The following is a 21,243-nucleotide window of genomic DNA, read 5'->3' on the forward strand; positions in this document are numbered from 1 at the left end:
ACGGCGCAGGAGGGTTGTGAACGACGATCGCGCAGACAGCGATCAGCCATCTTCGTTGATGCGGGCGATGAGGGTCTTCAGGACCTCGTCGGCCTTGTCGTTGTCGATCTGGCAGGTGCCGGCCGCCTCGTGCCCGCCGCCGCCGTATTCGAGCATGAGCGTGCCGACGTTCGTCTTGCTGCTGCGGTCGAGGATCGATTTGCCGGTGGCGAAGACGGTGTTCTGCTTCTTGAGGCCCCACATCACGTGGATCGAGATGTTGCACTCCGGGTGGAGCGCGTAGATCACGAAACGGTTGCCCGCCCAGATCGTCTCCTCGTTCCGGAGGTCGAGCACGACGAGGTTTTTGTGCACCGTGGAGCAGCGGCGGATCTGCTCCTTGAACCGCTCCTCGTGCTCGAAATACATGTCGACGCGCTCCTTGACGTCGGGCATCTCGAGGATCTCTTCGACCGAATGCTGCAGACACGCGTCGATGAGGCGCATCATGAGGTCGTAGTTCGAGATGCGGAACTGCCGGAATCGGCCGAGGCCGGTGCGCGCATCCATGAGGTAGTTGAGGAGGACCCAGCCTTTCGGCGAGAGGATCTCGTCGCGGGAGAACTGCGCGGCGTCGGCCTTGTCGACGGCCTCCATCATCTCGTCGGGGATGTCGGCAAACCTCTCTTTGCCGCCGTAATGGCGCCAGACGACACGCGCAGCGGAGGGGGCGTGGGGGTCGATGATGTGGTTGTCGTGCTTGCCGACCCGCTGCGTCTCGCTCGCGTGGTGATCGAAGGCGAGGTGGACGCCCGCGACGTACGGGAGGTTCGTCGTGATGTCACGCTCGGTGACGGGGACCTTGCCGTCCTGCATGTCCTTCGGGTGGACGAACTTGATTTCGTCGAGGATGCCGAGCTTCTTCAAGAGGACGGCGCACACGAGGCCGTCGAAGTCGCTCCGCGTCACCAGCCGGTACTTTTCCGCCATGATCTTGCCCTCCGGACCGCTTTTCGCGCCGGAGGATAACCGAGGCCGCGCGCGCGGGGAAGCCCCGAGGATCAGGGGGCCTTGTTACTGCACCAGGGCTCGGCGCTCTCCGTGGAGATCACGACCTCGCCCGAGCCGGCCGTGAGGTCGACCATGCCCTCCCAGACGAGCGTGATGGCCGGCTTCTGGTCCGTCACGTTGCGCAGGATGCGCATCGATATCGTGGAGCTCTCGACGGGCGAGACGTCGGCCGCATAATCGAAGACACACATGCAGCTGCAGCGTGCCTCGCTGCCGTCCTCGAGTTTTTCCGGGGCGTCGGTCTGGGTGACGACGTGGACGCCATCCTCGACGGCGACGTCGATCGAGTGCTGGCCGCAGCAATTGAGCTGCATGCGCGCGTCGAGCAGGCCGAGCGTGCGTGTTTCGGGGTCGTAATTCCAGAGGAGGCGCTCGGCGTCGCAATACGTGGCCGGATCGGGGGACGGCGGGATCTTCGCGCCCTCCGAGCCGGCGGCGAGGAAGCCGCCACACGCGCTGAACGAGGGCTTGATGTCGAGCGAAGCGCCGGGCGGCGTATTGTCGCTGCTGCTCCCGCCCTCGCCGCTGCTACAGGCGAGGAAGGAGGTCGCGGAAAGGATCAAAATTCCAAGGATGCCAAGCATTTTCATCGTGCGTCTCCTGATCGAGCGGGCGCCGGGGTGCGGTGCCCATAACGAATGGAGGCACGAGCGGGAGCGACACGTCAAGGCGGTCGCACGGGCCCCGCGGCGAAAAGGCGTGCTCGACGCAGGCGTCGGGCTCAGGGGCGGAAGAGCCAGCCCCCGTCGACGGGCACCGTCGCGCCGGTGGTGAACGTGGCCGCGGTGCAGAGGTAGAGCACGGCCTGAGCGACCTCGTCGGGGTCGCCGATGCGCGCAAGCGGGTGATACGTCTCTGCCATCGCCTTGATGGTCTGCGGGTCGTGGTTGGTGAAGCCGCGAAACGTATCGGTATCGATCGAGCCCGGAGCGATCGCATTGACGCGGATCCCCTGGCGAGCATATTCGAGGGCGGCCGTCTCCGTGAGGCTCTCCATCGCGCGCTTCGTCGCGCCATAAGGGCCGAGGCCCGGGAAGGAACGCTTCCCGACCGCGGACGAGACATTCACGATCGCCCCGCCGCCTCCCTGGGCGAGCATCTGGCGAATCTCGGCCCGCATGGCCCAGAAGACGCCCGTGAGATTGGTCTGGAGGATGGCGTCCCAATTCTCGTCGCTGCACTCGACGATCGGAACGACCGCGCCCGTGATGCCGGGGACGTTGACCGCATAGTCGAGCCGGCCGAAGGTGGACACGGCCGCCTGCACAGAAGCCTCCACGTCGGCCTTTCGCGTGATGTCGGTCGGCACGTAATGCGCTCGCCCGCCCGCGCTGGTGATCGCGTCGGCCACGGCCTCGCCCGCGCCTTCGCGCCGCGCCGCCACCACGACGGCCGCCCCAGCCCGCCCAAACGCCAGCGCAGACGCCTTGCCGATCCCGCCGCTGCCGCCGATCACAAGCGCAACCTTGCCCGTGGCATTCATTCGTATCCTCCTCGTATTGCTCCGCGCGGCGAAGCAGGCACGAGCTCGGGCGACGTTGTCAAGGCAGGCGCACGAGCTCTACGGTGAAAGGGCGAGCTTGACGCGAAGGCGGGGGCTGAGTACCGCGAGAGATCGTGCACGCCGAAGATCCGATCTACCTCGACTACAACGCGTCGACGCCGCTCTTGCCCGAGGTGGTCGACGCGATGCTGCCCTGGCTGCGCGGCGGATTCGGCAATCCATCGAGCAGCCACGTGTACGGCAGGCGCGCGCGGGCCGCGATCGAGGCGGCGCGTGTGGAGGTCGCGGCGCTCGTCCGATGCACGCCGGAGGAGCTCGTCTTCACGTCGGGCGGGACCGAGGCGAACAACCTGGCGATCCGAGGCGTGGCCGAGGCGCTGCCCGATCGAAGGCACATGATCACGTCGTCGATCGAGCATCCGGCGACGTCGAAGCTCTGCGCATGGCTCGCAGGGCACGGGCATCGCGTCGATGTCGTGGGCGTCGACGCGGAGGGGCGAGTGCGCGCGGAGGAGATCGCCGCGAAGCTCGGGGACGAGACGGGCGTGATCACGGTGATGCACGCGAACAACGAGACGGGCGTGATCCAGCCGATCGAGGAGATCACGCGGGCGGCGTGGCGCGCGGGCGCGGTCGTGCACACGGACGCGGCGCAATCGGTGGGAAAGGTGCCGATCGACGTGGGCGCGCTCGGGGTGGATCTGCTGTCGATCGCAGGGCACAAGCTGTATGCGCCGAAGGGCGTGGGGGCGCTGTTCATCCGGAAAGACATGCCGATCGCGCCGTTCATGCTGGGCGCGGGGCACGAGCGGGGGCTCCGTCCCGGGACGGAGAACGTGCCGTCGATCGTGGGGCTCGGGGTCGCGGCGAAGGCGGCCATGCGGGACCTCACGGCGGAGAGCGCGCGGGTACGGGTTTTACGGGACAAGCTGTTCGTCCTGCTCCGGGAGCGGGTGCCGGGGCTCGCGTTGAATGGTCATCCGGAGAAGCGATTGCCGAACACGCTGAACGTGCGATTCCCGCGGGTGAGCGGGACGGCGCTGCTCGCGCAGGCGGAGGAGGTGGCGGCGTCGACGGGTTCGGCTTGCCATGACGGGCACGAATCGGCGTCGAGCGTGATCCTCGCGATGGGCGTGAAGCCGGAGGAGGCGATCGGATCGGTGCGATTGACGCTCGGGCGAGGGACGACGGAGGCGGAAATCGTGCGGGCCGCCGAGGTGCTCGCGGCGGCGTGGGTGAAGCTCTCGCGATAATCCTCAGCGCGGCACGCAATGAAGCGAGTGCGCGTGGGCGAGCTCGTCCCGGCGCGTCGCCGCGAGCGAGGGCCCGAGCTTCGTGACGAGCTGGTCCTCCCGCCGGCAATACGCCGTATCGCGAAAACTCGCATTCGCGGAGAGCAGCGCCGTCGCCGCGTCGTCGTGCTTTTGCTGCTGCACGTAGAGCTCCGCGAGCGCGGCGACCATGGCGAGAGCATGAGTGCGCTCTTCGCCCTCGTCGCCGCCCACCTTCCTGAAAAACGCGAATGCGGTGCTCGGCCGGCCCACTTCGGCGTACACGGCGACGACGTTCGCGCGGACGGGGGCGGCGAACGCGGCCGCGCAGGGCGCGTCGGGATGTTTCGCGATCGTCCCGGCGATCTTCCCCAGCGAATAAAGCGCCTGCGTGTGGCGGCCTGTTCGCCGCTCGATTTCGGCCATCCGGAAGTTCGCCGCGAGATGGACGGTGCTCTCCGATGGGTATTGCGCCGCTCGAAAATAGGACTGCTCCGCCAGCGCGAGCTTCGACGGATCCTTGTCGGCCTCGCGGAGAAACAGCTCGCCGAACGCGAAATAGACGAGCGGAACGTAGTCGGACGCCGGGGATTGCTGAATGAGCTGCAGATACCCTTTCCGCGCCCCATCCGAGTCGCTCGCCCGCTCTGCGGCGAGTGCCTCGGCATATTTCGCCCCCTCGGGCGAGGCCTTCACGCGCTCGGACAAACCCAGGCCCGCGCGCATCCGCTCGATGCAGGCGTCGACCGACTCGACCGCCTTCGCTTCCCGCGGCTCGGTCGCGCCGTCCTCCTCGGACCCCTGCGCGGGCAAAGGCGGCGCCTCGGGGCCAGATCCGACCTCGACGACAGGCGCCTTCGCCGGCTCCTGCTGCGCGGACGGCCCGCCGCCACACGCGGCGAGCAGGAACGAAAACGAGAGGAAAGCCGAGACGAGCGCGCGCATGGATTCGAGCCTAGAACATCGTCCCGCGCAAATCGCTCGTCCTCGGCGGGCTGGACGCGCGACTCGACGCACCCGAGCGAAGCGCGCAGTCCGTCCCGGGTGGAACGTAGACGTTGCGCACCGCGGCATACCCTGTCATTCTGAGGCGATGCAGCAGCCGAGCCGAACGGCGAGGATGGTGGCGGCCCTCCGAGCGCGAGCGACAGAGCGAGAAACGCCGCTCTGCGACGATCCGTTCGCCCGCGCGCTCGCCGGTCCCGGCGGGTTCGAGGACGCGGCGCGTTACGAGGAAGGTTATCCGCACATCGAGCTCTTCGTGGCGCTGCGCACGGCGCTCTTCGACCGCGAGACGCGGCGCCGGCTTTCGCGAGGGTGTACCCAGGTGGTGCTGCTCGGCGCGGGGCTCGATACCCGCGCAGCGCGGCTCGGGCAAAAAGGCGTGCGGTTCTTCGAGGTCGATCACCCGACGACGCAGGCGGACAAACTCGCGCGTCTGTCCGCGCTCCCCGGATATCCGTTCGAGAATGCGACGTACGTGCCGTGTGACTTCGCGGTGCACGATTTCGTGGAGCGGCTCGACTCGAGCGGGTTTCGCGCGGACGAGCCGGCGCTCCTGATCTGGGAAGGCGTGACGTATTACCTGGAAGAACCGGCCGTGCGGGCGACGTTGCGGCGCATCGCGAAAAAACTGCACCCGAGCTCGGTGATCCTGTTCGATCACGTGGGCAAACGCATGGGCCAGGGGGACGTGCGCGATGCGTCGTCGGTCGCGGCGCGCGACGGCGTCGCAAAGATGGGCGAGCCCGTGGTGTTCGGGATCGATCACGTGCTGCCGATGCTCTACGAAGAAGGGTTCCGGCGCGCGCGGTGCGCTTCATTCGACGAGATCGCGCTGAACCTGACGGGGACGTACGACCGGGCGCGGACGTTCCGATTCCAGCACGCGGTCGTGGCGAGCGTGGCCGAAGACGTGTGGGCGTGAAGGTCAGCCGCTGTTCTTGATCGCGGCCTGGAGCTGCTCGAGGTAGCGAATGATCTCGGGCTCGCGCGTGGCAGGGATGTCGAGCCAGGCGAGCGCCTGGCGCAGGTCGGCCCGGGCAAACATGCGGTACACGCGGGACGACTCGGGCGCGTGGCTCCCGCCGAGCGCACCCAGAAACCGGCCCGCGCGCGCATGCTCCATCACGCTCAAGGCGTTCGCGACCACCCGCGCGAAGGTCGATTCGCTGACGATCGCGGCGCGCGCGGTGTCGGGCCCGAACTTCCGGATGCGCTCGTCGAGGCGGTGACGCTGGGCCGCCGTCGGCGCGCCGCCCTCGGTCCACACGAGCAGACGAGAGCGGTTGTTCGCGGCATGATGCGCCACCCAGGCGTCGACGTAGGCATTCCACTCGGGGTCGGTCGGCGATTGCTCGACGTGCACGAGCACGATCAGCTCGCCGAGTGTCCCGAACGCGAGCGTCTTCTTCATCGCAGCGCAAGATACCACGCAGGGCCGTGCTCGCCCGGCGGCGCATTTCGAGCCGCCTCGGCGCGGGACAACACCACGCGACTCGGTCATCCTCCACGCGACGTGCCCCTGCCCTTCCTGCTCCCCGCCCCCGTGCTCTTCCTGATCGCCGCAGCCGTCGGGGCCATGTTCACGCTGAACGCGCTCCGGCCGGCCCGGAAGTTCTGGCCGCTGGTCGGCGCGGGGTTCTTCGCGTCGTGGCTGACCGGCGAGCTCGCAGCGCATCACCTGTTCTGGCAAGCCGTCGCGACGGCGCTCTTCGTGTGGGCCGGCGGGCTCGACGGATGGCCCGGCTGGATGGCGCTCTCGATCGTGACGCTGTCGTGGGTCGGGCTCGTGCGCATCGTGATCGACGCGCGCAAAGCGCGCGACGTGACGGAGGCGGCGCTCTGCGAAGGGCTCGGGACGGAGTATCGGAGCGTGATCCCCGAGGAGATCGGCGCGCACGTCGACGAGCATTTTTCCCTCCGGCAGCGCCTGTTCCCGCTGCCGGTGCTCGACGGGCGCGTGGAGGTCGTGCGCGACATCGTCTTCTCGCGCGCGGGCGGCGTGAACCTCAAGCTCGACGTCTACAGGCCGCGCGGCAACACGAAGCCGCGGCCGACGGTGCTGTTCGTGCACGGCGGGGCGTGGGTGATCGGGAGCAAGGACGACCAGGGCAAACCCCTCGCCTACCGGCTCGCCGCGCACGGGTGGGTCGTGGTGTCGGCGAACTATCGGCTCTCGCCGCGCTTCACGTTCCCGGATCACCTGATCGACGTGAAGAGCGCGATCCGCTGGATCCGCGAGCACGGCAAGGAGCACGGGGCGGACCCGAGCTTCCTCGTGATCACGGGCGGATCGGCGGGCGGTCACCTCGCGGCGCTCGCGGCGCTCACGCCGAACGATCCGCGCTACCAGCCGGGCTTCGAGGACGTGGACACGCGCGTGCAAGCCTGCGTGCCGTTCTACGGGGTCTACGACTTCACGGACCGGCGCGGGATCTGGCGGGGCACGCTCTTGCGGACGATCCTCGAGAAGAGCGTGATGAAGAAACAGCTCGACGAGGATCGCGCGGCGTTCGAGGAGGCCTCGCCGATGAGCCTCACGCGCAAGGACGCGCCGCCGTTCTTCGTGGTGCACGGCGATCGCGACTCGCTCGTGCCGGTGCAGGAGGCGCGGCTCTTCGTGGAGCTTCTGCGCGCCGAGAGCCGCGCGCCGGTGCTCTACGCGGAGCTGCCGGGCGCGCAGCACGCGTTCGAGGTGTTTCCGTCGGAGCGCACGGGGCACGCGCTCGCCGCGGTGGAGCGGTTTCTCGCGTACCAGTGGGCGAGGCATCGCCACGAGGGCGCGAGCATCGAGGTCGCGCGCGCGCCGCGTACGCTCGACGAGCCCGAGGGCGCGACGTCGGTCGCTTAGTTACAACGTCGCCGCGACGATCTCGTCGAGCGAAGCCTCGTCCACGAGGCCCGTCATGTACCGGACGACGCGGCCCTCACGATCGATGACCACGAGGCTCGGCAGGTTCTGCACGTCGTACGCCTCCGCTGCCTCCTGGCCCGCGTCGATCACGATGGGGTACGAAAGTCCCTTTTTTTCGGCGTAGCTCTTCGCCTTCGCGGGCGGGTCGTGCGCGTTCACGCCGAGCACGATGAGGCCCTGCTTCTCGTACCTTCGCGCGATGCGGTCGAGGATCGGGGCCTGCGCGGCGCAAGGGCCACACCAGGTCGCCCAGAAGTCCAGGACCACCGGGTGGCCCTTGAGGCTCTCGATCTGCATGCGCGCCCCGGGATCACCGTTCGCCGCGACCGCGAAGACCGCGTCCGGCGCCGGCTTGCCCTCGAACGGGCTCCCCCCGCCGACGACGCGGGGCAAGAGAGAAACCCCCCCGAGCGCGCCCAGGCCGAGAAGGCCCGCAAACACCCAGGAGCGAACCTTGCCATCGGAGGGAGCAGGGGCGGGCGTCGGCACCCGTTCTCCTTAGCAAGTTCTTTGCGGCTGCGCCCGAAAGGCGTCCCCTGGTATGTTCGGTCCCCGCAAAGCGGCGCCGCCGCTCCGCCGGTCGCACGAGAGCGACGCGGGGAGGAACCATGCTCGATCGTCCGAACTCACAGCCCGAACCGTCTCCTCTTCCCAACGGAAAACAGCCTCCTCCCCGGGGGATCGGGGGCACCGAGAGGCCCGTCAAGCGCAGGCTCCGCACGCCCGATCGGCTCGACCTCGCGAAGTGGCCGCCCGACGACGACGATCTGCCCGGCGGCGCGCCCGGCGGCGGAGGCGCCGTGCCCCCCGCGCCCACGGGCGGCGGCGGCGGCGGCGCCGACTTCGGCGACGGCGACTTCAAGAAGGGTCGCTTCAATCCCGTCACGATCATCGTGGCGCTGCTCATCGTCGCAGGCGGCGCGGCCGCGCTCTTCTTCGGCATCAAGCAGGGCCAGGAGAAGATGACGGTCGAGCAGGTCGTCAAGGAGAAGAAGAACATCTTCGTCCTGCCCGTGAAGGATCAGATCCCGCGCTGGCGCACCTGGGCCGCGAACCCGAACGAGTGGGCCCTCCAGCAAGAGGCGCTGATCCAGCTCGCCTACGCCGAGGATCCCGAGGGCGTGACGCACGCGATCAAGGCGCTCGAGCAGCCCGATCACCGCGTGAAGGGCGTCGCCGCGCAGGTGCTCGCCTACTACGGCTCGCCGAAGGGCGACGCCGGCAAGGCCGCGCTGCTCGCCGCGCTCAAGGAGGCCGACGACAGCGACAGGCCGCAGCTCGTGTGGGCCCTCGTCATGCTGAAGGAGCCGCAGGTCTTCAAGGACGCGATGGACCAGTACAGGAAGGGCTTCCTGTCGAAGGTCGAGCGCCTCGGCGGCGGCACCGCGTTCGATCCGGAGCGGCTCGCGAGCCTCGTGTCGCTCGACGAGTTCGCGAAGCTCGCGGCGGATCCGAGCCCGTCGGTGCGTCAGCTCGTGGCCACGCTGCTCTCGCGCGACGCGAACCCGAAGTGGACGCAGACGCTCATCACGCTCGTGAAGGATCCCGACTCCGAGGTCGGTCGCGAGGCCGCGACGGGCCTCGGCAAGATCGGCGACGAGACCGCGCGCGCGCCATTGCTCTCGGCGCTCAGCAGCTCGAGCAAGGAGAACCGGCAGAAGTTCCTCGAAGCGCTGCGCGACGGCATCGGCGGCGAGGGCCTCGTGCTCGCGCTCGCCAGCGTGAAGAAGGACCCGGCCGAGACCGAGTGGTTCCAGACGAAGCAGCTCATGGAGATGATGAAGGACGTCGCCGATCCGCGCGTCGGTGACTCGCTCGTGAAGTGGCTCGAGGGGTCGCCGAAGCCCACGCTGCACTGGCAGGGCGAGGCCGGCACGCGGCTCGCCGAGGTCGGCGACATCCGCGCGGCGAAGTACCTCGGCGAGCGCATGCGCGTCGATCCCTCGAAGCTCTACGCGCAGGAGCGGTTCTGGGAGGCCGACGAGGGCGGCCACCTCTCGCGCACGGATCTGCCGCGCGTGGTCGCCAGCCGCATGCTCGCGGACCTCGCGATGATCCACACCGACAAGAAGGACGAGCTCAAGGCCGCGGCCGAGGACGGCGTGCTCTTCTGGATCAAGGACCGCCCGCAGCCGCACGCGAACGGCCTCAGGTTCCTCAGCGCCGTGCAGAGCGAGAAGGTCAAGAACGATCTCCGCGACTGGGCCTTCCCGAAGGATCCGCTGCCGAAGGAGGGCGCGCAGCCTCCCTTCCCCACGGCCTTCGAGACGGCGCAGAGCGCGCTCCGCTACGTCGGCATGATGAAGGACGAGCCGACGTTCCCGAAGCTGCTCGAGCAGTTCAAGCGCAAGCCCGACAAGAAGATGGACATCACGCAGGAGGCGCTGAACGGCGCGGGCCTGGCGATGCTCGGCATGGCGCTCCGCGCGGTGGCCTACGGCGCGGCGCAGGGCCTCGGGCAGTGGGGCGACGGCAAGGCCTCGAAGCCGCTCATGGAGCTCATCGAGGACGAGTCGTGGCACGAGGAGGCGCGTCAAGCCGCCTGTGACGCGCTCGCGTGGTGCGCCGACGACAAGACGATGAGCGAGGTCGCGAAGAAGGCGAAGGAGTACGGGGCGAAGAAGGAGCCGCGCAAGCAGCTCATCGGCGCCTGCTACGCCTCGACGCTGTCGCTCAAGCCCGTGCCGTCGATCTCGGGCGAGCTCGCGGACCTGCTCACGCCCGACCTCGACATCGGCCTGCGCATGGCCTACGCCCGCGCGATCGGCATCGGCGGCTTCGATCAGGGGACGGAAGCGAAGCTCTTCGAGAAGCTCCAGAACCCGGAGATCCGCAACGCCGCGGCGCTCGCGCTGATCCTCGGCGGCTCGGGGGAGACGGCGGCCCGCACGGTCGCGATGTACGGCGACTTCGGCCCCGACGCGCTGAACGATCTGAAGGACCACTACTTCCGCGCGTTCGGCTACTGGTCGGACGAGGACTTCAAGCGCGGCAACATCTACCGCTGGGTGGCGAACGCCGAGGCGATCGCGCGCATCAAGGTGGCGGACGTGCCGCAGGAGTGGTCGCGTCAGCGCCTGCAGTCGCAGTTCGACAACCTCAAGTTCGACAACGGCCCGCACTCCGAGACGCGCGTCGTGCTTCGTTACCGGCTCTGGCAGGACGCGAAGAACGGCGACGCGGCGCGGAAGAAGGGCGCGATCCAGACGCTCAAGTTCATGAAGGAGCGCGGCGTCCTGATGGCGCTCCGTCAGGAGCAGGGCGAGACGGGCGAGATGGCGAAGCGTGCCTTCTTCGAGATCATGAACCCGAAGGCGATCGTCGCCGAGGACCTCTCGAAGCTGCAGCCGAAGGACAAGGGCGCCAAGGAGCAGTGAGTCGCGCCCACTCGTGAGCCCGAGACCCCCTCTCATCCGCGTGATGGGAGGGGGTTTCGCGTTTCGAAGGGATCAGAACGCGACGGGGAGCGCTTCGAGCCCACGCACGATGTACGTGGGGCGCCAGCGCAGGGTGTGCGGCGCGGCGTCGAGGCGGAGATCGGGCAGCGCGCCGAGGAGCGTGGCGAGCGCGATTTGCCCTTCGAGCCGCGCGAGCGGCGCGCCGAGGCAATAATGGATGCCCTGGCCGAACGCGACGTGACGGTTCGGGTCGCGCGTGAGGTCGAGTTTGTCCGGATCCTCGAACTGGGCGGCGTCGCGGTTCGCGGAGGCGAGGACCACGAGCACGAGCTCGCCGCGGGGGATCGTGACGCCGGCGAGCTCGACGTCCTCGCTGGCATAACGCTCGGTCGCTGTCTCGACGGGGTTCGTGAACCGGAGCAGCTCCTCGATCGCCGATTTGATCAGCGTGGGATCCTTCCGGAGGCGCTCGAGCTCGCGCGGGTGCTGGAGGAGCGCGAGCGTACCTGAGGCAATGAGGTTCACCGTGGTCTCGTGCCCGGCGACGGTCAGCAGGATGATCATCGCGAGCAGCTCGTTCTCGCTGAGCTGACTGCCCTCCGCCTCGGCTTGCGCGAGCGCGGTGATGAGGTCGTTTCGAGGTCGCGCGCGCTTCTCCGCGATGAGCTTGCGCAGGTCGCGCACCGTGAACCAGAAGAGCGGCAGCGAGAGCAGCATCTTCACGTTCGAGGTGGTCTGCATGAGCGCGTTCGAGAAACGGTGATACCGCGGGCGCGCCTCCTCGGGGATGCCGAGGAGCTCGGCGATCACGGTGAGCGGCAAGGGGAGCGCGAAATCACGCACGATATCCATGCGGCCGCGGGAGGCGACGTTTCCGATGAGCTCGTCGGCGATCGCTTGCACGCGCGCGCGCATGTCCTCGACCATGCGCGGGGTGAACGCCTGGTGAATGAGGTTCCGCAGGCGCCGATGATCGGGCTCGTCGACGTCGAGCATGTTGCGCTCGAGCGGCTTCAAGAAGGCCGGGACCCACGGCTGCTTCGCCTCCTGCTCCGGGGTGAGGACCTTCGTGCGGTCCTTGACGAAGCGGGGATCCTTGAGGACGGAGACGACGTCGTCGTAACGCGTGACGAAGTAGACCGTACGCCCGTCTTCGAGCTTCGTGCGAAAGACAGGCGCCTCGGCCCGTAGGCGAGCATAGTATGGGAATGGATCCGCCTTGAATGCGGGAGCGATGATGTCGACCGGCGCGGGAGGCATCACGATCGATCGTATCACGCGCGCGAGAACGAGGCAGGCTGCGCCGGAGCGGGTGACAGGGGCGGACGAGCCGCGATAGGTTCGCGGAATGAAAATGCTTTCGCTCCAGCTCCGTGTTCTGCCTTTGTCCCTCCTCGCGCTCCTCGGGTGCCCGGAGGATCTGGATACACCCCCCGTGGGCCCGACCGACCCTTGTGTCCGGCCCGCCGAGAATCTGCCCGAGCCCACGCGCCACACGCCGCGCTGGGCGTTCGAGCCTTGGATCTCGAAGGACATCTCGGACGGCCCGGACACATATGCCTTCGTGTCCGGCTTCCGCGAGCGAGACATCCCCGTCGGCGCCGTGGTCCTCGATAGCCCCTGGGAGACCCATTACAACACGTTCATCCCGAACCCCTCGCGCTACCCCGATTTCGGCAAGATGGTGGAGGACATGCATGCAGACGGCGTGCGGGTCGTCCTGTGGATCACGAACTTCGTGAACGGAGTCTCGTACGACCTCGAAGAGGGCGGCGACGCGTACGAGGGGGCCTCGCCGAACCTCGCGGAGGGCGAGGCGTGCGGCTATTTCGTCGAGGATTCGTTCAGGTTTTCGTGGTGGAAAGGCACGGGCGCCGCGGTCGATTTCATGAACCCGTCGGCGCGGGCGTGGTGGCACGAGCAGCAGAACGGCGTGCTCGACATGGGAATCGACGGCTGGAAGATCGATTTCGGCGACAGCTACCTCCAGCTCGACACGGTCATGACGGCCGCGGGGCCGGTGCCGCACCAGGAATACTCGGAGGCCTATTACCAGGATTTCCTGGCGTACGGCGTGGCGCGGCGCGGGCCCGAGTTCGTCACGATGGTCCGGGCGTGGGACGAGTCGTACGATTTCAAGGGCCGGTTCTTCGCCCGCAAGGAGCACGCGCCCGTCGCGTGGATGGGCGACAACCGCCGCGATTGGGTGGGCCTCGCCGACGCGCTCGATCACACGTTCCGCTCGGCGGCGGCGGGATACGTGGTGCTCGGATCCGACATCGGCGGGTATCTCGATCGGGACGACAAGAACTTGCTCGGCGAACAGATCCCGCTCGACCCCGTGAATTTCGCGCGGTGGACGGCGATCGGCGCGCTGTCGCCGTTCATGCAGCTCCACGGCCGCGCGAACATCACGCCCTGGACCGTGCCGCAGAATGGCACCGAGATCGCCGACATCTATCGATACTGGTCGAAGCTCCACCACGAGCTCGTTCCCTTCTGGTACAGCCTCTCCGAGGAGGCGTATGCCGGGGCCGCGGTGCCCCTGCGGCCCATCGGCGCGGAGGCGAGCTGGGCCGGCGATTATCGCTATACGATCGGCGACGCGCTCCTCGTGGCGCCGCTGCTCGATGGCACGGGGAAGCGGGACGTCGTGCTGCCAGCAGGAGCGCGTTATTATGATTTCTGGACGCCGTCGGCGGCGCCGCTCGAAGGCGGGACGACGGTGGCCGCCGATTTCGCGGCCGATCTGCAGAAGGTGCCGCTGTATTTCCGGTCCGGCGCGATCGTACCGATGCACGTCGCGGACGACGTCACCGGGCTCGGCAATGCAGCCTCGGCCGGCAAGCTGACGGTGCTCGTGTTCCCGGACGCGACGTCGACGAGTTTTTCCCTGCACGACACGGACGACGTGGTCACCACGCTCGAGGCGAGCGCGACGGCGAGCGGCGCCTCCGTGACGATTTCGCGCACGCTCGTCGATACGTTGTTCCGCGTCCGCGTGGAGGAGGAGCCCGCGAGCGTCACGGTCTCCGGCAATGTGGCGACCAAACACGCCACGCGGGATGCGTTCGATGCGGCGCCCTCGGGCTTCTTTTACGAGGCGGCCGCGCGCTCTCTGTGGGTGAAGGTCCCCAAGGCCGCCGGGGAGAGCACGATCGAGGTGCAGAACCCCTGACGTTCAGCTCGTCTTCGGCTCGCGCAGCCGCTGGTGAAACCACCAGTGGTGACCGCCGATGTCCACACACTCGTATCCGCGGTCCGACCAGTATTCCTCGCCGTAATCGACCGTCTCCGGCTCTTTCACGATCCTCGCGCCCGCGGCCCGGGCCCGCGCGCAATGCGCCTCCACGTCGTCGACGTAGACCATGATGTTCTGCGTGTTCGCGCCGCCGAGCTGGTTCGGGGTCTTCATGTACGGGAATTTCTCCGGCTTGGGATGACCCACCATGATGAGCCCTTCGCCGTAGACGAGCTCCGAGTGCTCGACGGTCCCGTTCTCCCCCTCGACGAGCAGCCGCACCTGGAACCCGAACGCGCGGCAGAGCCAGTCGATCGCGGCCCTCGAATCCTCGTAGTAGAGCGCGGACGAGATGCGGGGCCAGTTCGACGGTGCCGGCTTCGACGGTTCTTGCGTGGTCATGTCGTTCCCTCCTCTTGGACGAGCGGGCAGAGCTTTCCCAAGGCCCGCGCGAGCGTCAAGGCGCTCGGGGCCTGCGAGGAGGTTTTTCTGGGAAATGGGCGGGGCAAAGGGGAGCGCAGGAAAACCGCGCTCCCCTGCGCTCGAATCACTCGAGCGTGATCGAGAGGTTGTAGAGGGCGCCGTTGTAGCCGTACGTCGAGTTCGTGACCTTGATGAAGTACTTGCCGGGCGCCGTGATCGGCTCGCTCGTGAAGTCCTCGTGGTAGTTCGAGTCCTCGCTCACGCCGAGCGACGTCGTGCAGTCCGAACCCACGACCTCGACGACCGTGTCCGTCTGCGCCTCGCCGGGCGACGTCACGACGTGGATGACCTTGCCCACGTCCGCCTCCAGGGCGTCGATGACGAGCCAGTCCTGGTCGTCCTTGTCCGCCATCTTGAACGCCTCGAGCGTCGCCGGCAGCGTCGCGACCGCTTGCGCCTCGCCGCAGGCGTTGTTCGGCTCGACCTCCGCCGGGACGATCTCCTTGACCGTCACGTCGATGTTGTAGCCCGACGTGCCGGAGTTATCCCAGTACACGAAGTAGACCGGCTCGGCGCCGACCTCGATCGTGGGCGCCGTCTCGAACGCGATGAGCTCGGAGAACTTGCCGCTCGCCGGCAGCACCGCGAAGCCCGTCGTCGCGTCGGCCGAGTCGGCGAGCGCCTCGATGGCGATGATCTTCCCCGCGCCCGAGGGCGTGTACGAGTAGAGCAGCGAGCCGAACGGCTGATCGACCGTGCCGCTGACGCTCATGCCCGCCGTGAGCGCGACCGGCTCGCGCGCCGCGATCTGCAAGGCTCCCGTCGCGGGCGAGATGATCTCCTCGCCTTGCAGTCCGCTCGCGATCGCGACGTCAGCAGCCCCCGCGGCCACCTTCACGTCGGTGAAGACGATCATCGAGGCGCCGTAGAGCTGCGCGTCCTCGACGCTGCCGAAGACGCCCTCCGAGCCCGAGACGGCGAGGTTCGTGTAGACGATCGGCTCGAAGAGCCCGTCGCCCGTGGTCGTCAGGTCGAACGGCGTCGAGAGATCCTTCTGCTTGGCGCTCGCGAGGAGGATCGAGCCCTGCGCCTGCGTGCCCTCGAACGAAACGTCGAGCGGAGCGTCGAGGGAGAAGGCGCCCTTGTAGGTGACCGTCGAGCCGCCCTCGGTGACGTTCACGTCACGCGCGCCGACCGCGGCCTTGTTGGAGACCTCGATCACCGCGACGATCCCCGTCGGGCTCGCGATCTTCTTCTCGACGACCGTGATGTCCGGCCCGAAGTCGAGCGTCGCGGCGTCGGTCCAGGTCGTGTTGAAGCCGCTGATCGTGACCTCGGCGCGGCGCGAGACGAACGCCTTGCTCGGCGTGATGGCGCTGATGCTCGGGTCCGCGCTCGGCCCCTCCGTGCCCGGCTGTCCCGCGGGCCCCGCCGGACCGGTCTCCCCGGCGCAACCGAGCGCAAACAACGTGGCGAGAGACAACGACAGAAGACCCACTCGGCTCATTCGCATGGGAAGAAGCTCCTCAGTAAGGGGGATTGGAGGCCTCCCTCGGAACGTCCGAGGCGAGAACCTCCAAGCGTTGAGAGTCGTAGAGTAACGAAGTCACGGCGACGGGGGGGCCGACGCCGACGGCCATGTTCAGCGCAAACGCCGCGCGCTTTCAACGGCCGTGCAAGATTTCTCCGGCTGTGAGGTGTCCCGCGCGGGACGGATTTTCGTTATGCGCAGGACTACGCTGTCGCGGCGTATCCACGCCGACGGACGACACCGAGCAGAATACGGCCGATTTCCACGATCTGATCGAAGCGGCGGGGCGGCCATTCCACCTGCGGGAACGGCGCCTGGCCCCAGAACGAGGAGGGGCGCGGGGGCGAGGCGTCGCGGGGCGCGGAGGCGCCTTCGGTCGTGCCAGCGCCGAGGCGCGGCGCGAGGTGATTCGTGAGGGCCTCGCCGATGACGTTGCTCACGTCGCGGTCGTGCTGAATGCAATGGACCGTGAGGCGCTCGGCGAGCTCGGGCGCGAGGTAAATGGTGACCGCGCGGAGCGGCACGCCTCCCACGATCGTCGGCTCGGGCAGCGGCGCGGGCGCAGGCGCAGGCTGAGCGGCGGGCTCGGCCGGCGCAGCGGCAGGCTCGGCCGGCGCGGAGGCGCGTGCCTCGACAGCGACGACGGCGCTCTCGGGGACGGGCGTGACGCTCTCGGGGACGGGCGTGACCTCGGCGGCCGCGCGCTCCGATTTCGCCGACGCGCGGCGGGCGCGCTTCGGCGCGGCCGCGACGGCGGGCGGATCGTCCCCGCTGACGAAGGCGTCGATCGATTCAGGCGACGGCGGCTTGCGGAGCGAAACCGCGACTTGCTTCTTGGCCATGGTGGAACCTCGTGAGCTCGTCGAGCAATTGGTAGATCTCTTTCGCGGAGGCGTCGCGCGGGGCGTACGTGGTGACGCCCTTCCCCACGGCGATCGCCTCCTGGTAAGCCACGCGAAAACCGAGCTCGGTCGCGAGCACCGGCAGGCCCGAGCTCTCGAGCACGGTGCGCGCGCTCTTGGCGAGCGCGGTGCGGCCTTGCTTGCGCGTGATGAGCACGCAGCCGGAGAGTTTTTCCCGGAGCGCGCGCGCCTCCTGGAACACCTCGATCGCGGCCGTCAGCGCCCAGGCGTCGGCGGCCGTCGGCCCCGAGGGGAAGACGGCGACGTCCGCGACCATGAGGGCCGAGCGGGAGATCTCTCCGTGCCGCGGCGGGCAATCGATGATGGTGATGTCGTACGCGGGGGAGACCGCATCGAGCTGCCCGGGACGATGCATCTGCGCGCCCATGGCCACGATCGTCGGCGTCTTGTGCCCCGCTTCGCTCGCGACCTCACCCCACGTGCGCACCGTGCCCTGCGGATCGGCGTCCACGAGGAGCACGCGCTGTCCTCGCGAGAGCGCCGCCACGGCGAGGCTCACCGCCGTGGTGCTCTTGCCGATCCCACCCTTCTGTCCGGTGAGCGCGATGATCATGAAGCCCCCCTACCGGAAGCCACGCCCGAGGGCCCAATTTTTGGTGACGCACCTCGGACGCGTCGCGCCATGCAGGGCCCGTGGACAGGTCGGAAGCAGTGGATCGGCCAGGCGAGAAGGCCCTACGATGCGTCCTCGTGGCGACCGAGGCCGAGCGCAGCATCGAGGAGCGCGTCGCGGCGCTCGAACGGGCCCTCGCCGAGAAGGAGCGCGAGGCCGAGGTGCTGCGCGCGGAGCTCGCGCGAACGGTGGCCCAGCACGAGATCGATCGACGCAAGGCGAGCGGTGAGCTGCGCATCCTCGCGGCGCTGACGGAGCATACGCCGGACGCGGTGGTGCTCGCGAACCCCGAGGGGGACGTGACGCACGTGAACGGCGCCTACCACCGGCTGTTCGGCCGTGACGAGGCGGTGCTCGGCACGCCGCTCGTCGACGCGCTCCGGCCGGGCGACGCATCGACGCGTGAGGCGCTCTACGCGGCGCTCGTGGACGGCAGCACGTATCGCGGGATCCTCACGTTGCGCGGCGCGACAGGCGCGCCCTTGCCGGCGCAGGTCGACTGCTACGTGGTGCGCGCGGGCCCCGAGGAGGTGCTCGGCCTCGCCGCCGTCGTCCAGGACCTCTCGGAGGAGCAGCGGGAGGAAGTGGAGCGCGCGGAGCTCGAAGCGAAGGTCATCGCCTCGCAGGAGGCGCTGATCCGCGAGCTCTCGACGCCGCTCGTGCCGATCGCGGAGGGCGTCATCGCGATGCCGCTCGTCGGCTCGATCGGCGACGCGCGCGCGCAGCAGATCCTCGAAGCGCTGCTCGCTGGAATCCAGGAGCACCGGGCGGAGGCGGCGATCCTCGACATCACGGGCGTGCCGACGGTCGACACGTCGGCGGCGAACGCGCTGATCTCGGCGGCGCAGGCGGCGCGGCTGCTCGGGACGAAGGTGATCCTATCGGGGATCGGGCCGGCCGTGGCGCGGACCTTGGTGGAGCTCGGCGTGGAGATGCGAGGGATGACCACGAAGAGCACGCTTTCGGCCGCGATTGCGGAGGCGATCGGGCCGGCCTGGCGGAGGCGGTAGGGCACAGAACGCGAGGGGCGGCAAGGGGGAATCTGGGCACAGCGAGGACGCGGAGCAACGTCCGGGCTGTGCACGATGCGCGCGTCACGACGGCGCCGATCCCTCTTTCCTCGCTCTTCCCTCGATTGGCACCGAACGGGCTGCGTCGACCATTGCCGAGGAGCGGCGGGGGGAACGGACAAACTTCGCTTGACCCCCGGAAAAACCCCCGGTAAGGCCCGGGGATGCGGGTTTGTCGACGTCTGGCCCTGAGCGTAGGGGGCGCGGTTTTTCTCGGGGCCCTGGCTTGCTCCGCCGCGAACGCAACGCCCAGCGCATCCCCCCGACCAACCCCACCCCCCGCGCCAGAGGCCCCGCGGGGCCTCAAGGCGTTCTCGGTCGCCGCAGGCCCGCTCGCCCAGATCGGCGGGCCCGTCCCCAGCCTCTATCACGCGGGGGGCATGGTGAACCTGAGCATCCGGAGCCCGCTGTGGTTATGGGACCTCGGCACGACGTTCGCCGTGGCCGTGGTCCCGGAACCGCGCTTTCGCGCGCCGATGCGTGGATACAATGTCTCGCTCTTCGCGCACATCGGCGTCCGTCCCTGGGAGTTTTTCAGCGTCTTTGGCGGCGTCCGGATCGGCGACTGGTACGGCTGGAACGAGACGCCGAGTGGCCCCCTCGAATCCAAGGGGTCGAGCGCGGCGGGGCTCCTCGGCGCCGAATTCTACCGGCGGTTCGCGCCGAGGCTCGCCTTTCGCGTGCTCGCGGAGGGCGGGTACACCTTCGCCAAACCCACGCTCCGCGTGGACGCGCGCTTCGACCAGATCTGGGGCCCGCCTTTTCCTGTGTTCGGCATCCTCTCGATGCAGATCATTTACGACATCATGCAATACGGAACGAAGGATCCCACGGAATGAAGACTTCACGCCTCGTGCTCGTTTTGCTCTCGATGTCGGCGCTCGTCCTGGGATGCGAGGAGGAAACGGAGGACGTCGTTTATTCCTGCGACGACCCGGACATCGGCCACTTCGATTCCAAGGGAAACCCCGACCCGTGCCATCTGGAGGGGAAAGGGCAGCAGCAATCGGTTTGCCGGGGCGGCTGCGAGGAGGTTTCCCTGGAGTTCGAGCGGACGATCGTCGCATTGTGGGTGGGCCCCGAGGGCCGGGAGCCCGCGTGCCCGAAGCAGGCGCCCAAGGCGGTCTTCAATGGTTATGCCGGGCTTTTGGCCCCGAACACGTGCCCGCCGTGCCAATGCTCCGAGCCCTCGTGCGTCTTGCCCTCGGTGAGCGCGACGGCGGGGGACGCGTGTGCTGGGAGCATCGTCGGCGCGTTCGAGCCGCCGCCCGCGTGGGAAGGCGGGTGCCTCGCGGGGCCGCCGCTCGAGCCTGGGACGTTCAGCTCGGTGCACATCGGGGCCCCGAGCACGGCGGGGTGCGAGCTCGTCGAGGATCCCGTGCCGCCCCCCCATTTCGCCTATGCCTGGCCGGCCCAGTGGGCAGAGGCGGCGCGGGCTTGCGCGGCTGAAGAAGAGGAGGGGGCGCCCGCGTGCGCGGGGGCGCCGTGCGTGCGTGGGATCGAGGAGCTTCCGGCCGGATTCCGGCGATGCCTCCGATACCCCGAGGGGACGGCGGAGAGCGAGTCGCAGGCGTGCCCGGCGGCGTTTCCGGAGCGGCGCGTGTTCTTCGCCGGCCTCTCGGATACGCGCGAATGCGCTGCGTGCTCGTGCGCGCCGCCGGAGGACGCGATCTGCATCGCGTCGGTGGACGCCTTCCAGGACGCGACCTGCGCGGGCGCACCCATGCCGCTCTTCCAGAACGTGCCTGTCGGGATGAACAGCCCGGTCTGCTACGACACGTCCATGCCCCTGGCCCTCGGCTCGATCTCCGCGACGTGGCTGGCGGAGGAGCCGGGGTCCTGCGTGGTGACGGGCGGCGAGACGATCGGCGAGGCGGTGCCCACGGACCCAAGCGTGTTCTGCTGCGAGCCGCTCGTGATTCCAGCGGAGTAGGTCGGCGACCTCGTGCTCGTGGTCCAAGGACCTCGTGCGCATGGTCCAAGGACCTCGTGCGCATGGTCGGCGACCTCGTGCGCATGGTCGGCGACCTCGTGCTCATGGTCGGCGACCTCGTACTCATGGTCGGCGACCTCGTGCGCATGGTCGGCGACCTCGTGCGCATGGTCGGCGACCTCGTGCGCATGGTCGGCGACCTCGTGCGCATGGTCGGCGACCTCGTGCTCATGGTCGGCGACCTCGTACGCATGGTCGGCGACCTCGTACGCATGGTCGGCGACCTCGTGCTCATGGTCGGCGACCTCGTACGCATGGTCGGCGACCTCGTACGCATGGTCGGCGACCTCGTGCTCATGGTCGGCGACCT

The 21,243-nt window shown here is 68.7% G+C and carries 19 protein-coding genes; 8 read left to right on the top strand and 11 right to left on the bottom strand.

The genetic code is table 11. From position 1 onward, the window contains the following. Positions 1–42: 42 nt before the first annotated feature. From QHF83_RS17035 to QHF83_RS17045, 3 genes are all read right to left on the bottom strand, one after another. Positions 43–969 (bottom strand): exopolyphosphatase, encoded by a 927-nt coding sequence (locus tag QHF83_RS17035; protein ID WP_282418897.1) that lies wholly within the window; start codon positions 967–969, stop codon positions 43–45. Positions 970–1,040: 71 nt separating this feature from the next. Further along, positions 1,041–1,640 carry a hypothetical protein gene (locus QHF83_RS17040; protein WP_282418898.1) on the bottom strand — a complete coding sequence of 200 codons (600 nt, stop codon included), beginning with the start codon at positions 1,638–1,640 and terminating at the stop codon, positions 1,041–1,043. Positions 1,641–1,771: 131 nt separating this feature from the next. Next, entirely contained in the window at positions 1,772–2,533 is a 762-nt protein-coding gene (locus tag QHF83_RS17045; RefSeq protein ID WP_282418899.1) for a glucose 1-dehydrogenase, read from the bottom strand. Between the two features lie 134 nt (positions 2,534–2,667). Here QHF83_RS17045 and QHF83_RS17050 point away from each other — a divergent pair, with 134 nt between their 5' ends. After that, positions 2,668–3,807 (top strand): cysteine desulfurase family protein, encoded by a 1,140-nt coding sequence (locus tag QHF83_RS17050; protein ID WP_282418900.1) that lies wholly within the window; start codon positions 2,668–2,670, stop codon positions 3,805–3,807. A 3-nt stretch (positions 3,808–3,810) separates the two neighbouring features. On the opposite strand, the gene QHF83_RS17055 is transcribed toward QHF83_RS17050, so the two are convergent. Further along, on the bottom strand, positions 3,811–4,770 hold the full coding sequence (locus QHF83_RS17055; RefSeq protein WP_282418901.1) for a hypothetical protein: 960 nt from the start codon (positions 4,768–4,770) through the stop codon (positions 3,811–3,813). A gap of 175 nt (positions 4,771–4,945) precedes the next feature. Between QHF83_RS17055 and QHF83_RS17060 the strand changes: the two genes are divergently transcribed. Further along, positions 4,946–5,752 (top strand): SAM-dependent methyltransferase, encoded by an 807-nt coding sequence (locus QHF83_RS17060; protein ID WP_282418902.1) that lies wholly within the window; start codon positions 4,946–4,948, stop codon positions 5,750–5,752. Positions 5,753–5,755: 3 nt separating this feature from the next. Here QHF83_RS17060 and QHF83_RS17065 read toward each other — a convergent pair whose 3' ends face one another. Beyond that, the gene (locus QHF83_RS17065) at positions 5,756–6,241 is read right to left on the bottom strand and encodes a hypothetical protein (RefSeq protein ID WP_282418903.1); all 486 of its coding nucleotides are present in this window, start codon (positions 6,239–6,241) and stop codon (positions 5,756–5,758) included. A gap of 102 nt (positions 6,242–6,343) precedes the next feature. Between QHF83_RS17065 and QHF83_RS17070 the strand changes: the two genes are divergently transcribed. Continuing rightward, the gene (locus QHF83_RS17070; RefSeq protein WP_282418904.1) at positions 6,344–7,678 is read left to right on the top strand and encodes an alpha/beta hydrolase fold domain-containing protein; all 1,335 of its coding nucleotides are present in this window, start codon (positions 6,344–6,346) and stop codon (positions 7,676–7,678) included. On the opposite strand, the gene QHF83_RS17075 is transcribed toward QHF83_RS17070, so the two are convergent. Then, positions 7,679–8,230 (bottom strand): TlpA disulfide reductase family protein, encoded by a 552-nt coding sequence (locus QHF83_RS17075; protein WP_282418905.1) that lies wholly within the window; start codon positions 8,228–8,230, stop codon positions 7,679–7,681. A gap of 119 nt (positions 8,231–8,349) precedes the next feature. Here QHF83_RS17075 and QHF83_RS17080 point away from each other — a divergent pair, with 119 nt between their 5' ends. Continuing rightward, a complete protein-coding gene (locus QHF83_RS17080) occupies positions 8,350–11,118 on the top strand; it encodes a HEAT repeat domain-containing protein (RefSeq protein ID WP_282418906.1) in 2,769 nt (922 codons plus the stop codon). A 72-nt stretch (positions 11,119–11,190) separates the two neighbouring features. On the opposite strand, the gene QHF83_RS17085 is transcribed toward QHF83_RS17080, so the two are convergent. Further along, the gene (locus QHF83_RS17085) at positions 11,191–12,417 is read right to left on the bottom strand and encodes a cytochrome P450 (protein WP_282418907.1); all 1,227 of its coding nucleotides are present in this window, start codon (positions 12,415–12,417) and stop codon (positions 11,191–11,193) included. A gap of 70 nt (positions 12,418–12,487) precedes the next feature. Here QHF83_RS17085 and QHF83_RS17090 point away from each other — a divergent pair, with 70 nt between their 5' ends. Then, entirely contained in the window at positions 12,488–14,317 is a 1,830-nt protein-coding gene (locus QHF83_RS17090) for a TIM-barrel domain-containing protein (RefSeq protein WP_282418908.1), read from the top strand. A gap of 3 nt (positions 14,318–14,320) precedes the next feature. On the opposite strand, the gene QHF83_RS17095 is transcribed toward QHF83_RS17090, so the two are convergent. The 4 genes from QHF83_RS17095 to parA all read right to left on the bottom strand — a co-directional run bounded on the left by QHF83_RS17095 (position 14,321) and on the right by parA (position 17,810). Then, positions 14,321–14,782: a VOC family protein gene (locus QHF83_RS17095; RefSeq protein ID WP_282418909.1), complete on the bottom strand. Its 462-nt coding sequence runs from the start codon at positions 14,780–14,782 to the stop codon at positions 14,321–14,323. A gap of 145 nt (positions 14,783–14,927) precedes the next feature. Next, complete coding sequence (locus tag QHF83_RS17100) at positions 14,928–16,316, bottom strand: hypothetical protein (RefSeq protein ID WP_282418910.1); 1,389 nt, start codon at positions 16,314–16,316, stop codon at positions 14,928–14,930. A gap of 221 nt (positions 16,317–16,537) precedes the next feature. Continuing rightward, positions 16,538–17,176, bottom strand: a complete 639-nt coding sequence (locus QHF83_RS17105; protein ID WP_282418911.1) for a hypothetical protein — start codon at positions 17,174–17,176, stop codon at positions 16,538–16,540. Continuing rightward, positions 17,127–17,810, bottom strand: coding sequence for a ParA family partition ATPase (parA, locus tag QHF83_RS17110; RefSeq protein WP_282418912.1), 684 nt, complete (start codon positions 17,808–17,810; stop codon positions 17,127–17,129). Before parA ends, QHF83_RS17105 begins: the two co-directional genes overlap by 50 nt. 137 nt (positions 17,811–17,947) lie before the next feature. Between parA and QHF83_RS17115 the strand changes: the two genes are divergently transcribed. The 3 genes from QHF83_RS17115 to QHF83_RS17125 all read left to right on the top strand — a co-directional run bounded on the left by QHF83_RS17115 (position 17,948) and on the right by QHF83_RS17125 (position 20,873). Then, positions 17,948–18,880, top strand: a complete 933-nt coding sequence (locus QHF83_RS17115) for an STAS domain-containing protein (RefSeq protein WP_282418913.1) — start codon at positions 17,948–17,950, stop codon at positions 18,878–18,880. Positions 18,881–19,320: 440 nt separating this feature from the next. Continuing rightward, positions 19,321–19,779 carry a hypothetical protein gene (locus QHF83_RS17120; RefSeq protein WP_282418914.1) on the top strand — a complete coding sequence of 153 codons (459 nt, stop codon included), beginning with the start codon at positions 19,321–19,323 and terminating at the stop codon, positions 19,777–19,779. Next, on the top strand, positions 19,776–20,873 hold the full coding sequence (locus QHF83_RS17125; RefSeq protein ID WP_282418915.1) for a hypothetical protein: 1,098 nt from the start codon (positions 19,776–19,778) through the stop codon (positions 20,871–20,873). The genes QHF83_RS17120 and QHF83_RS17125 overlap by 4 nt, the downstream gene beginning before the upstream one ends. Positions 20,874–21,243 lie beyond the last annotated feature (370 nt).

Source organism: Polyangium sp. 15x6 (genome assembly GCF_029960785.1).
Taxonomy (GTDB): domain Bacteria; phylum Myxococcota_A; class Polyangia; order Polyangiales; family Polyangiaceae; genus Polyangium.

What these genes read in the sequence shown, in the direction of transcription:
- QHF83_RS17035 (WP_282418897.1), bottom strand. Translation starts at nt 969, where the DNA reads ATGGCGGAAAAGTACCGGCTGGTGACGCGGAGCGACTTCGACGGCCTC.
- QHF83_RS17040 (WP_282418898.1), bottom strand. Translation starts at nt 1,640, where the DNA reads ATGAAAATGCTTGGCATCCTTGGAATTTTGATCCTTTCCGCGACCTCC.
- QHF83_RS17045 (WP_282418899.1), bottom strand. Translation starts at nt 2,533, where the DNA reads ATGAATGCCACGGGCAAGGTTGCGCTTGTGATCGGCGGCAGCGGCGGG.
- QHF83_RS17055 (WP_282418901.1), bottom strand. Translation starts at nt 4,770, where the DNA reads ATGCGCGCGCTCGTCTCGGCTTTCCTCTCGTTTTCGTTCCTGCTCGCC.
- QHF83_RS17060 (WP_282418902.1), top strand. Translation starts at nt 4,946, where the DNA reads ATGGTGGCGGCCCTCCGAGCGCGAGCGACAGAGCGAGAAACGCCGCTC.
- QHF83_RS17065 (WP_282418903.1), bottom strand. Translation starts at nt 6,241, where the DNA reads ATGAAGAAGACGCTCGCGTTCGGGACACTCGGCGAGCTGATCGTGCTC.
- QHF83_RS17080 (WP_282418906.1), top strand. Translation starts at nt 8,350, where the DNA reads ATGCTCGATCGTCCGAACTCACAGCCCGAACCGTCTCCTCTTCCCAAC.
- QHF83_RS17090 (WP_282418908.1), top strand. Translation starts at nt 12,488, where the DNA reads ATGAAAATGCTTTCGCTCCAGCTCCGTGTTCTGCCTTTGTCCCTCCTC.
- QHF83_RS17095 (WP_282418909.1), bottom strand. Translation starts at nt 14,782, where the DNA reads ATGACCACGCAAGAACCGTCGAAGCCGGCACCGTCGAACTGGCCCCGC.
- QHF83_RS17100 (WP_282418910.1), bottom strand. Translation starts at nt 16,316, where the DNA reads ATGCGAATGAGCCGAGTGGGTCTTCTGTCGTTGTCTCTCGCCACGTTG.
- QHF83_RS17105 (WP_282418911.1), bottom strand. Translation starts at nt 17,176, where the DNA reads ATGGCCAAGAAGCAAGTCGCGGTTTCGCTCCGCAAGCCGCCGTCGCCT.
- parA (WP_282418912.1), bottom strand. Translation starts at nt 17,810, where the DNA reads ATGATCATCGCGCTCACCGGACAGAAGGGTGGGATCGGCAAGAGCACC.
- QHF83_RS17120 (WP_282418914.1), top strand. Translation starts at nt 19,321, where the DNA reads ATGGTGAACCTGAGCATCCGGAGCCCGCTGTGGTTATGGGACCTCGGC.
- QHF83_RS17125 (WP_282418915.1), top strand. Translation starts at nt 19,776, where the DNA reads ATGAAGACTTCACGCCTCGTGCTCGTTTTGCTCTCGATGTCGGCGCTC.